Annotated in this window: 11 protein-coding genes; 2 read left to right on the plus strand and 9 right to left on the minus strand. The window is 64.8% G+C overall.

The window, feature by feature from the left end:
* The first annotated feature begins 113 nt into the window (after positions 1-113).
* Positions 114-1,172, plus strand: coding sequence for an AraC family transcriptional regulator (locus LC092_RS14075; protein WP_224807464.1), 1,059 nt, complete (start codon positions 114-116; stop codon positions 1,170-1,172).
* Between the two features lie 70 nt (positions 1,173-1,242).
* Here LC092_RS14075 and LC092_RS14080 read toward each other — a convergent pair whose 3' ends face one another.
* The 7 genes from LC092_RS14080 to LC092_RS14110 all read right to left on the minus strand — a co-directional run bounded on the left by LC092_RS14080 (position 1,243) and on the right by LC092_RS14110 (position 8,890).
* Positions 1,243-3,132 carry an amidohydrolase gene (locus tag LC092_RS14080; RefSeq protein WP_224807466.1) on the minus strand — a complete coding sequence of 630 codons (1,890 nt, stop codon included), beginning with the start codon at positions 3,130-3,132 and terminating at the stop codon, positions 1,243-1,245.
* A gap of 488 nt (positions 3,133-3,620) precedes the next feature.
* Complete coding sequence (locus tag LC092_RS14085) at positions 3,621-3,848, minus strand: hypothetical protein (RefSeq protein ID WP_224807468.1); 228 nt, start codon at positions 3,846-3,848, stop codon at positions 3,621-3,623.
* A 252-nt stretch (positions 3,849-4,100) separates the two neighbouring features.
* On the minus strand, positions 4,101-4,979 hold the full coding sequence (gene ccoP / locus LC092_RS14090; protein WP_224807480.1) for a cytochrome-c oxidase, cbb3-type subunit III: 879 nt from the start codon (positions 4,977-4,979) through the stop codon (positions 4,101-4,103).
* Between the two features lie 3 nt (positions 4,980-4,982).
* Entirely contained in the window at positions 4,983-5,138 is a 156-nt protein-coding gene (locus LC092_RS14095) for a cbb3-type cytochrome c oxidase subunit 3 (RefSeq protein ID WP_029060040.1), read from the minus strand.
* A gap of 16 nt (positions 5,139-5,154) precedes the next feature.
* Entirely contained in the window at positions 5,155-5,889 is a 735-nt protein-coding gene (ccoO, locus tag LC092_RS14100) for a cytochrome-c oxidase, cbb3-type subunit II (RefSeq protein WP_224807490.1), read from the minus strand.
* Positions 5,890-5,904: 15 nt separating this feature from the next.
* Positions 5,905-7,560, minus strand: a complete 1,656-nt coding sequence (gene ccoN, locus LC092_RS14105; RefSeq protein WP_224807501.1) for a cytochrome-c oxidase, cbb3-type subunit I — start codon at positions 7,558-7,560, stop codon at positions 5,905-5,907.
* A gap of 265 nt (positions 7,561-7,825) precedes the next feature.
* Entirely contained in the window at positions 7,826-8,890 is a 1,065-nt protein-coding gene (locus LC092_RS14110) for an AbrB family transcriptional regulator (RefSeq protein ID WP_224807503.1), read from the minus strand.
* Positions 8,891-9,115: 225 nt separating this feature from the next.
* Here LC092_RS14110 and hemN point away from each other — a divergent pair, with 225 nt between their 5' ends.
* On the plus strand, positions 9,116-10,465 hold the full coding sequence (hemN, locus tag LC092_RS14115) for an oxygen-independent coproporphyrinogen III oxidase (RefSeq protein WP_224807505.1): 1,350 nt from the start codon (positions 9,116-9,118) through the stop codon (positions 10,463-10,465).
* A 96-nt stretch (positions 10,466-10,561) separates the two neighbouring features.
* On the opposite strand, the gene LC092_RS14120 is transcribed toward hemN, so the two are convergent.
* Together LC092_RS14120 and LC092_RS14125 are read right to left on the minus strand one after the other, a co-directional pair.
* A complete protein-coding gene (locus tag LC092_RS14120) occupies positions 10,562-11,269 on the minus strand; it encodes a helix-turn-helix domain-containing protein (protein WP_224807507.1) in 708 nt (235 codons plus the stop codon).
* Positions 11,270-11,526: 257 nt separating this feature from the next.
* Positions 11,527-11,865 (minus strand): response regulator, encoded by a 339-nt coding sequence (locus LC092_RS14125; RefSeq protein WP_224807519.1) that lies wholly within the window; start codon positions 11,863-11,865, stop codon positions 11,527-11,529.
* Positions 11,866-11,931: the final 66 nt, after the last annotated feature.

The following is an 11,931-nucleotide window of genomic DNA, read 5'->3' on the forward strand; positions in this document are numbered from 1 at the left end:
AGGGCGGCACGCCGCCGCCCTGCCCGCCCCTTCCGACACGCTCCTTCCGCCATCCCGCGATTGACACGGCCCGCCGTCGCGGGCGACGCTTCGCGGCGAGGACGGGAAACCCCATGCAGGATTTCACCATTCCCGAGGCGACCATCGGCGCGGCCGCGCTGCCGCTGATCGCCGACGCGATGCAACAGGCCGGGGTCGACGCCGCGCGCGCCTTCGCCGACAGCGGCCTCGCCGTGCGCCCCGCCGCGCCGCCTGCGGTCGGCGAGGAATTGCCGCTCGCCCAGTTCACCCGGCTGCTGCAGGCCGGCGGCGCCCAGGCCCCGGATCAGGGGCGCATGTGGCGCTGCGGCGAGGCGATCGCAGCCCCCGCGCTCGCCGGTCTGTTTCCCGCCTGCCTTGGCGCAACGCATCTCGGCGACCTGCTGGACCGGCTTCTCGCCGATCTCGAAGCGCTGCAGCATGGCACGGCCTTTCGCCGCGAGGTGGCCGGCGACACCTGCATCCTGAGCTACCGGATCATCGATCCCGCGATCTGGCCGCGCTCGCGCGACGCGGAATTCACGCTTGCCTTTCTCGATGCGGTGGTGCGCCGCTATGCGTCGGCCAACCCCGGCGACGACACGCTTGCCGTCGCGCTTTCCTTCGAACACGAACGCGACACGCCCGCCGATATCGCCCGCGTCGCCGGGCTCGCACCGCTCTTCGGCGAACCTTGCAACATGCTGGCGTTTCCCGCGCGACTGCTGGATGCGCGGGTTGCGGGAACCCCGGCGCCGGCCGGCAGGCTTGCGCCCCCGACGGCAACGCGCGGTGGGGCACCTGTTCCGGTCGCCGACATCGTCGAGGCGGTCTATCGCAGGCTCGGCCAGGGCGATCTCAACCAGGGCGCCATCGCGGCGGACTGCGGTCTGTCGCAACGCAGCCTGCGCCGGCGGCTCGACCGGGCCGGCGTCACCTTTCGACAGCTCACCGAAGACGCGCGGACGCAATATGCGCTGTGGGCACTGCGCGAGACCCATCTGCCGGTGAGCGAAATCGCGCATCGGCTGGGCTACGACAGCCAGGGCGCCTTCGCCCGCGCCTTCAGAAAGTCCACCGGCACACCGCCCAGCGGATTGCGCCGGGGCGGGCGAACGGACCGCCGCGCAACCGCGCCCGACCCCCCATCCTGACACGCTTGAACGCAAGACGCCCGGGGCCTTTCGGTCCCGGGCGTCGGTGTTTCAACCGGTATCGCGCGCCTTAGCGGCTGGCGGCATCCGGCCCGGCGAAGCCGGCGGCAAAGGCCTGGTAGAGAATGTCCGGCCCGTGCGCATGGCCGCCGGATTCCTCGATGCTATGCGAGGCATGACGCAGGAAGTTGCCGAGCGCATCGCTTCCGTCCGGTCCGGGACGCATGCGCAGGTTGCCCTGCTTCTCGTCGTCCTTGCGGGTGTAGATCGTCTCGCCGTGCTTGATGGTCTCCTCGACCTTCAGGCTGTCGAGCGTCTCCGGGTCGATGGCCGTCGGATCGTCGGACAGGACGATCAGGTCGGCGACCTTGCCGACCTCGATGGAGCCCTTCCCGGTCTCCTCGAAGTGCTGGTAGGCCGGCCAGATCGTCATCGCCTTCAGCGCGGTCATCACGTCGACCCGCTGGTCGGGACCCAGTATGTCGCCAGAGCGCGTGCGCCGCGTCACCGTGGCATCAAGGATGCGCATGCTGTCGGGGAAGGCCACCGGCGCATCGTGATGCGAGGAGAACATCATGCCGCGCTCGCGCACCCAGCCCGTCGGCGAGATGTTGTCGGCGTTGTCCGGACCGACGGTGCGGTCGCGGTGCCAGTCGCCCCAGTAGAAGGTGTGCATCGGAAACAGCGAGGGGAACACGTCCAGCTCGTCGAAGGCCGCGACCTGGTCCTTGCGCAGGAACTGGCCGTGGATCAGCACCGGCCGGCGGTCGACATTGCCGTGTTTTTCCGTTGCGGTCTTGATGCCCGCGATCAGCATGTCCGAGGCGCCTTCGCCGTTGGAATGGGTGATCACCTGGATGTTATTCTCAAACGCCCAGTCGATCGCGTCGAACACCTGATCGGGGGTGGCGGCGGAATAGCCGGCGTAATCCGCGCGGTACTGCTCCGGCGGCTTGTAGTAGGGCCGGTCGCGCAGCGCGGTGAAGCCCTGCGGCGAGCCGTCGATGGTCAGCTTGGCGCCGGCGACGCGGAAGCCGTTCTTGTAGGTCCGCGACACGTTCTTGGCGATGAAGTCGCGGTCGACCAGCACATCCGGATAGGTCACGACGTCGATCTTGATCCGGCCGGCATCCGAGGCGGCCTGCATCAGCTTGACGACATTGGGCGTCGAGCGCCCCTCGTGGCCGGTGGTGTAGCCATAGCTTGCCAGCAGCTCGGTGCCGGCGACGAAGAGCTCCTCGCCGCCTTCCTTGTCGAGCCCGGACAGCAGCTTCACCAACGCCGGGAAGAAGGCGGATTCCTCCAGCACGCCGTTTGGCTCGGTGCTGCCGTCCTCACGCCGGATGACACCGCCCTCGGGATCCTTGGTGTCGGCGGTGATGCCGGCCACTTCGAGCGCCTTGGAGTTGAAAACCCCCAGATGGCCGGACTGGTGAATGATCAGCACCGGCTGGTCGGTGGAGACGGCGTCGAGATCCTCGCGCGTCGGGTGGCGCTGCTCCTTGAGCTGGGCGTCGTCATAGCCAAAGCCGAGGATGGTTCCAAGCCGTTCGATCCGCTCGGGATAGGCCTTCTGCCACTCGCTCAACGTCTGCTGCAGGGCGGGAATGTCGTTGACCTTGCCGTCGGGCGCCGGCTGGGTGTTGGCGGAGACCGCCTGCACGCCGATCATGAAGGCGTGGCCGTGGGCGTCGACGAAGCCGGGCAGCATCGTGCGGCCCTTGAGGTCGATGAGCTTCGTGCCCTCGCCCTTGTGCTTCATCACCTCGGCCTCGGAGCCCACGGCAATGATCTCGCCATCCTTTTCCGCGACCGCTTCCGCGCGCGGCGCGAGATCGTTCATGGTCAGGATCGGACCGCCGGACCAGATGCGGTCGGCGATGTCCTCGGCGGCGAACGCGGGCAGCGAACTGACCCCGGCGACCAGCATGGCCATGAGGGATTTGGACAGTGGTTTCACGATGAACTCCAGACTGAAAACAGGGTTTGCCAAAGCGGACGGCCGGCATGGACAGGCGACTCGCCCTGGCGCACGGACGCAGCTTGATCTCCAAACTCTTTCGGGAATGTGAAGGCTTTCCGGGCTTTTTGCATCGCGGTGGCGGGTGTCACCGGAAAGATCCCTCCTGACGCAGCGGAAGCGAGATGTCACCCCCTTGAAGGCTTTGGCGCGCGAGAAGATTTCACCCGCACCCAGTACCAAAAACGCCAAATATTGATTGCTAAATTTCAATATGCAATCCTAGTGTGCATTTTTACTCAAAGGTGAAGTGTCCGAATTCAATGGGGGTGCTACCAATGTTCCGGATCCTTTTCGTTTTCATCATTTTTTTCGCAAGCGCTTCCTTTGCGAACGCAGGTACTTGTGAATGCTGGGATGACGGCGTCATGAAGTATCGCTACTGCGCTGATTCAGCACTGTCTTGTTCGTGTTCACATTGGGAGCAATCACGCTACGTTCGCGAGGGAAGCCTGTGCCCAGTTGGAAGCGGCTCGCCCGCATGCAATATCGGCAGCGGCGACAATTGCGTTGTTCTGTTCCTTGGCAAAAATTACACCAACGGTGCGCACGGACGTTCCGCCGGCGAATATTCGGATTTCGCTGGATGCGGCTTCAATGATCGCATTGAGAGTCTGCAAGTCGCGGCAAATTGCGCCGTTACTCTCTGCCAGCACGCGAACTTCGTCGGACCTTGTCAGTACTACGGACCAGGCGAATGGATCCCGGATCTTTGGGCACATGGAAACGTCCCCGGACGAACGGCCTCATCGATGATCGTCGAAAGCAAGTAAGGCTCGGAAGCGCGGACGCGGGGACATCGATACCAAAACAAGAGAAGGCGCCCGCGAGGGGCGCCTTCTTACATCTTTCCGAAATCGGCCGGGGAGGCTGCACGCGGTGCGCGCAGAACCGTTCGCGTCTCCCGCCTATTCGCCGCCGCCGAGCGAGTGCACGTAGACGGCGAGCGACTTGACGGTCGCCGGCTCGAGACGGGGCGACCAGGCCGGCATCACACCATAGCGCGGATTGATGACCTGAGCGGCAATACCGTCGATGGACCGCTCGAACGTGTAATTGTTGGCAAGGAGGTTCGGCGCGCCGAGATCCCGGTTGCCCTTGAGGTCATCGCCGTGACAGGCGGCGCAATTGTCGGCGTAGACCGTCTCGCCCGCGGCCAGATCGACGTCTGCGGCCGGTTCCAGGCCGGCTTGCGCGCCGACATAGTTGGCCACTTGGGTGATCTGCTCCTTGTCGAGGATTTCGTCGCGACCGAACGCCGGCATCTCGCCGAACCGGGTTTCGTCATGATCGGAGCGGATACCATACTGCAGGGTCGTGTGGATAGCATCGAGCGAGCCGCCCCAGATCCAGTTGTCGTCCTGGAGGTTGGGATAGCCCGGAAAGCCTTCCGCACCGGTTCCGTGACAGCCGGCGCAATTGTCGCCGAAGGCGGCCTCGCCGTTGGCCAGCGCGAACTCCAGCAACGACTGGGTCGAGCGGATTTCCTCCAGCGGGGCATTGATCAGCTTCTCGCCGATCTGCGAACGCGCCTCCAGGTCGGCCTGATAGGCGGCCAGCGCATTGGCGCGCTGGCTGTCGCCGATGACGCCGGCGGTATAGCCGGAGATCAGCGGCCAGGACGGGTAGACGATCCAGTAGCCGATGGCCCAGACGATGGTGGCGTAGAAGATATAGAGCCACCACTTCGGGAGCGGATTGTTCAGTTCCTTCAAGCCGTCCCACTCGTGCCCGGTCGTTTCCACGCCGGAGAGCTTGTCGACTTCCTTGTTGTGCATGTCAGCCATTCATCAATCCTCCCGCAAGGGGATATGCGCGGCCTCGTCGAAGCGGCTGCGGTTCTTGGGCCACAGCGCGTATGCCAGGACGACGGCGAACAGAACCACGAAGTAGACCAGGCCCCATGTCTGGGCGAAGCTGGCGACGGAGTTGTACGCTTCGTTCATGTCACGTTCCTCTTCGTCAGCGCAGGTTGGCCTTGTTGTCGTAGATCGAGAAGTCGACCAGCGTGCCGAGCATCTGGAGATAGGCGACGAGCGCGTCCATCTCCGTCACGTCCCTCGGGTTGCCGTCGAAATCGCGGACGATGGCGTTGGGATAGCGTTCCAGGAACGCATCCACGTCGTCGCCGTCGGGATTGGCCTGAGCCAGCATGTCGGCGCGTGCGGAGGCGATCATGTCCTCGCTGTAGGGCACGCCGACGATGGCATTGGCGGTCAGGTGATCCTCGATACCGCGCGTCTCCAGCTTCGCTTCCAGCAGGAAGGGATATCCCGGCATGATGGAGGCGGGCACGACGGAGCGCGGGTTCACAAGGTGATCGCGGTGCCATTCGTCGGAGTATTTGCCGCCGACGCGGGCAAGGTCGGGACCCGTGCGCTTCGATCCCCACTGGAAGGGATGGTCGTACATGGATTCCGCCGCCAGGCTGAAGTGTCCGTAGCGCTCCAGCTCGTCGCGCATCGGACGCACCATCTGCGAGTGGCACAGATAGCAGCCCTCGCGGATGTAGACGTTGCGCCCGGCAAGCTCCAGCGGGGTGTAGGGCCGCATGCCCTCCACCTTCTCGATGGTGCTCTTCAGGTAGAAGAGCGGTGCGATTTCGACGAGGCCGCCAATGGCGACGACGACGAGGATGCCGATGACAAGCACAAGCGAATGCTTCTCAAAGACTTCGTGTTTTTTCCAGATCGACATTATGTCCCTCTCCCCTTATTCGGCAGGGGCCATGGCGCCGGCGCCCACGGTGTCGGCTTCTTCAGCCTCGCCGTGACGAACCGTCATCCACAGGTTGTAAGCCATGATCAGGGCACCGACGACGAACAGGGCGCCGCCCAATGCGCGGATCACATAGAAGGGGTGCATCGCCTCGACGGTCTCGATGAAGGAATACTCCAGGAAACCGAGCTGATCGTAGGCGCGCCACATCAGGCCCTGCATGATGCCCGACACCCACATCGCGCAGATGTAGAGCACGATGCCGATGGTGGAGATCCAGAAGTGCCAGTTCACCAGCTTGAGCGAATAGACCTGCTTCTTGTTCCACAGCCACGGGATCAGGCAGTAGAGGGCACCGAAGGAGATGTAGCCGACCCAGCCGAGCGCGCCGGAATGCACGTGACCGATGGTCCAGTCCGTGTAGTGCGACAGCGAGTTGACCGAGCGCAGGCTCATCAAGGGGCCTTCGAAGGTCGACATGCCGTAGAAGGCGATCGACACGACCATCATGCGCAGAACCGGATCCGTGCGCAGCTTGTCCCACGCGCCTGACAGGGTCATCAGGCCGTTGATCATGCCGCCCCAAGAGGGCATCCACAGGATGATCGAGAAGGTCGCACCCAGCGTCGAGGCCCACTGCGGCAGCGCCGTGTAGTGCAGGTGGTGCGGACCCGCCCAGATGTACAGGAAGATCAGCGCCCAGAAGTGCACGATCGACAGGCGGTAGGAATAGACCGGCCGCTCGGCGCGCTTGGGCACGAAGTAGTACATGATGGCGAGGAAGCCGGCGGTCAGGAAGAAGCCCACCGCGTTGTGGCCGTACCACCACTGCACCATCGCGTCCTGAACGCCCGCCCACACGATGTAGGACTTGGTGCCGTAGATCGACACGGGGACCGTCAGGTTGTTGGTGATATGCAGCATGGCGATCGTCACGATGAACGCCAGGTAGAACCAGTTCGCCACGTAGATATGCGGCTCCTTGCGCTTCCACAGCGTGCCCAGGAAGACCAGCAGATAGGCCACCCAGACGATGGTCAGCCACAGATCGGCGTACCACTCCGGTTCGGCGTATTCCTTCGACTGCGTGGCGCCGAGCAGGTAGCCCGTGCCCGCGATCACGATGAAGGCGTTGTAGCCGAGAATGACGAACCAGGGCGCGATGCGGCCGGGCATGCGGGCGCGGCTCGTGCGCTGGACCACATAGAAGGAGGTGGCAAGCAGCACGTTTCCGCCGAAGGCGAAGATCACGGCCGAGGTGTGAAGCGGCCGCAGGCGACCGAAGCTTGTCCAGGGCAGATCGAAGTTCAGCACCGGATAGGCCAGCTGAAGCGCGATGATCAGACCGACGGTGAAACCGGCGATGCCCCAGAAGACCGCAGCCCACGCCCCGAACTTGATCGGGCCGAGATTGTAGTTCGGCTTGCCGTCGATCTCTTGCGGAATCGCCAATCCGCCGTCGTTGAAATAGTTCTTGAAAATGATGAACGCGCCACCGGCTGCAAAGAGCGAGCCGATTGCGGTGTGAAACGCCATAACCTGATCGTAGGTCTTACCCGCGATGATCAGGCAGACGAAGGCAATCACGATGAGAAAGACGGCAAAGAAGCCTTCCTCCAGCGTGAGGTATTTGGCTTTTGTCTGAGCCATGTCCGCGCCCCGAGTCCGTTTGTGATCCAACCCCCTATGGGTCCAGGAGGACGGTATGACGCACTGCGCCAAATCCGCCTTGATCCAGGTCAACCTGCCATAGGATAAGTCGCCTGGAATTTCACCTGCCAAAAAGTCCGTGCGACGATTTGTACAGATAATCCGCTTTAAAAATCATACTACTAAGTATATCCCCCTAAGCAAACCTCCGATTATCGTCACAGATACGGCGGCGCTTCGTCCCCAACCGGCGATACCAGACGCCCTAGACTGCGGAGCCCGGTCCGGCGGGCGGACGCGCGGTGCCCAGAAACCGCGACGTCAGGAAGGGAAGAATCAGGACCATCGCGACATAGCGCGCGATCTGATGCGCCGCGACGAAGGCCGGATCGAGGTTGAGCAGGAAGGCAAGCAGCGTCATCACCTCCAGTCCGCCGGGCGCGAAGGCGAGGAGCACCTGACCGAAGGGCAGTCCGAATACGGCCCAGACAAGCGCCGACATCCCGACCGAGATGGTCATGCCGACGAAAAAGGCGCCGAGGCACACGACGAACATCCGCGCCAGCGCCTGCGCTCCGAAATCGGAAAAGCGCGTGCCGACCACGCATCCCAGGCCGATCAGCGCCGCATGGGTCAGCCAGCCCGGCAGGATAATGTCCACCGTGCCGGTGGCGCTCAGGATGGCGCTCATGAAAAAGGGACCGGTCATCCACCCGGCCGGCACGCCCGCGCGGGCGGTGCCGAAGCCGATTAGTCCGGCAAGCGCCACCAACACGGCGAGCACCGGCAGGCCGGGTCCGGCCGGCGGTTGCGCGGAGATATCCAGAACCGGCGCCCCGCTGCCCGCGATCAGCGACGGCAGAACCGCCATGAGAATAAAGAGCCGCACCGACTGGGCAAGCGCCACGCGCCCGACATCCGCGCGGGGATAGGACAAGGTCATCGCCATCACCACGGCGAGCGCGCCGGGGATCGCCGCGAAATAGGAGGTTTCCCGGTCCCAGCCCGCGACCTTGCGCTGATAGAGATAGGTCGCCCCCATTACCGCGATCATGGTGAGCCCGAGCAGCGCCATGGTGAAGGGCCACTCGCCGATGCGCGCAATCGTGTCCGGCGTGACCCCTGTTCCCATCGTCACGCCCAGCACCACGAAGAGCCCGTCGCGCAGGGGCGTTGGCACATGCGCGGGCATCTTCGCCAGGCTCGCCAGCGCAACCGCGATCATCGCCCCCGACAGCCAGGCGGCCGGCAGGCCGACCCAGGCGAACAGCGCGCCGCCGAGCGCACCGACGACGAGTGTGGCAAGCGTTGCGGGAACGGCGTGTGGCACGGAGGAAATCGCTTCGCGTTCGAAAATGGAGGATCGAGACCGCGCGAGCGCGGGTCTGCGATGACAGGCGGGAACCTCGCCAGCATAGCGCGTCTTTCAGGGTTTGCGCAGACCGGTTTTTCGCAAAACGCCCCCTGCCCGTGCCCTTGCATAAAAAGCCGCGTTCGACCGTCCTGATTGAGGAAGATCAAGGCGGGCGGTTTCCAGGCGGCGAATATTGGGGGCATGACACAGCTCGACGATCGCTATGCCGCACGTTCCGTGCCGCGCTACACCAGCTACCCGACCGCGCCGCATTTCCATGCCGGCATCGACGGGCCCACCTATGGCCGCTGGCTGGACGAGATCCCGGCCGAAGAGGCGCTGTCGCTCTACCTCCACGTGCCCTACTGCCGGACCATCTGCGCCTATTGCGGATGCCACACCAAGGGCGCGCGCAAGGACGGGCCGGTGATCGCCTATGCCGAGACCCTGTTGCGCGAGATCGACCTTGTGGCCGACCGTCTGGGATCGCAACGGCCGGTCACCCACATCCACTGGGGCGGCGGCACGCCGAGCCTGTTGCCGCGCGACAGCTTTCTGGCGCTGGTCGAGCGATTGCGCCGGCGTTTCCGGCTCGAGGACGGCCACGAACACGCCATCGAGCTCGACCCGCGCACGGTGACGCCGGAGCTGGCCGACACCCTGCGCGACGCCGGCATCACGCGGGCGAGCCTCGGCGTTCAGGACTTCGACGCCACGGTGCAGGTCGCGATCGGGCGGGTTCAGCCGCAGGCCCAGGTGGCGCGCGCCGTGGAGCTGCTGCGCGCCGTCGGCATCACCGCGATCAACTTCGACCTGATGTACGGACTGCCGCACCAGAGCGTGGCGACGATCGACGAGACCGTCCGCGCAACGCGCGAGATGGCGCCCGGGCGCATCGCGCTCTTCGGCTACGCCCATGTGCCCTGGTTCAAGAAGCACCAGCGGCTGATCGACGAGGAGGCCCTCCCCGACACGCAGGCGCGCATCGCGCTGGCCGATCATGCGCGCGCCGCGCTGATCGATGCCGGCTACCGCGCCATCGGTCTCGACCATTTCGCCCTGCCCGACGACAGCATGGCCATCGCGCTTGAAGCCGGGACGCTGCGGCGCAACTTCCAGGGCTATACAACGGACACCGCCGACACGCTGATCGGTTTCGGCTGTTCCTCCATCGGCCATCTGCCGCAGGGCTATGTCCAGAACATGCCCGACATCGGCGGCTGGCAACGCGCGATCGAGGCGGGCGAGCTGCCGATCGCCAAGGGCATCGCGCTCGATGCCGACGACCGGGTGCGGGCCGAGATCATCGAACGGCTGATGACCGATCACCAGGCCGACATCCCGGAGATCGCCGGCCGCCACGGCTTCGCCCCGTCGCATTTCAGCGACGCCTTCGAGGCCCTCGAAGAGTTGATCGCCGACGGTCTGGTGACCGAGGACGGCGGACGGGTCGTCATCACGCCCGCCGGCCAGCGCTATGCAAGGATCGCCGCCGCCGCCTTCGATGCCTATCTGGCGCGCGGCACCGCCCGCCATTCGATCGCGGTCTGAGCGGTGACCTTGGTCTCCCGCAACGACAAACGCCCCGGACACGGTCCGGGGCGTGGGATCGGCTTCCGGCGGATGACCGCCGGCACGCGGGATGTCTCAGTGAATGCCGGTGAGCTGGCAGATGCCGCAGACCCGCGAAATATGGATCTGGTCCTGACGCTCGACCTTGATCAGGCCGCGGCGCTTCAGGTCGGAGATCACCCGGCTTACCGTCTCGATGGTCAGTCCGAGGTAGTCGGCGATTTCCTGGCGGGTCATCGTCAGGACGACATTGTGGCTGTCGGCGCCGGTTTCCGCCGGTCCGATGCAGCCTTCGCCGCCGCGCCGGGGCACCATGCGCATGAGGAATGTCGAGACGCGCTCGATCGCGGACTTGCGCCCGAGGAGGACCGCATGATCGTGCATCAGTTCCATTTGCGACATCAGGCATTTCGTCAGATGGCGCTGGAGCGATGCGGAGCGGTCGATCTCGCGCCGGTCGTAGGCGCTGATGCGCGCACCGGTGAGGGTTTCGGCCGAACAGTCGTAGGTCTCGCCGGCGGCGGCACCGAAGATCGTGCCCGGGTTGAGGATCTCGACGACCTGCCGGCGCCCGTCGGGCAGCAGCTTGTAGAGCATCACGATGCCTTCATCGAGCTCGAACAGACGCTCCGCGCGGTCGCCCTCGTAGAAGATCACGCTGTGCTGGGAATGGCGCTGGACCTTCGCGCTCTGTGACTGCTTCAGTTCAAGCGGCCGGGTTTCGAAGTTGGCCAGTCCCGCGTGGCCGAGGTCGGCCTCGATCGCCGGCTCCAAATAGGTCATGCTACCCTCCTGTGCATTCTCGGCCACCGGAGGAATTCTTCAGGTCATGCCCGGCCCGTCCGCCGCGCGTTGCCCCAGTCTGCGTGCCCCGTCCGACACCGACTCTCCGCCAACCGATTACAAAAGCCTAGCCCCAAGTCGGGAACGCGGGAATCGGGTCGTTTTCGTACGACCTTCTACCTATCCGCCCGCCATGCCGGCGGCCTGCCACGGCGGCCGGGGGTGTGGAAGCCACACAGCGCCAGAGACGGCCCGCATCACAGATGCGAAACCAGCAGCTCCTCGGTCAAAGGCTTGCGCAGCAGGACGGCGGGCTGCTCGTCTCCCAGCATTTCCATGATGTTGCGGTTGGACTGGCCGGTGATCGCAATCACCTTGGGCGGCTTTTTCAGGCCGTTGATCCAACGGATCAACTGCACGCCGCTCAGGCCCGGCAGGCCGAGATCCACGATCACCGTATCGCTTGAGGACGGTGGCGGGGCCTCGAAGAAGGATTCCGCGTCCGGATAGACCCGCGCGCTATGCCCGATCTGCCCGAGCAACATGGCAAGGCTGTCACCGACGCCGGGGTCATCCTCGATGATGTGGACCGTCATCACGCGCGCACCGCGTTCGGCAGCGGCCCGGCGGTCACCCGCAGCCGCACTGCCTGCTTCCAAGTC

Origin of the sequence: Stappia stellulata (genome assembly GCF_020176715.1) — a bacterium.
Taxonomy (GTDB): Bacteria; Pseudomonadota; Alphaproteobacteria; order Rhizobiales; family Stappiaceae; genus Stappia.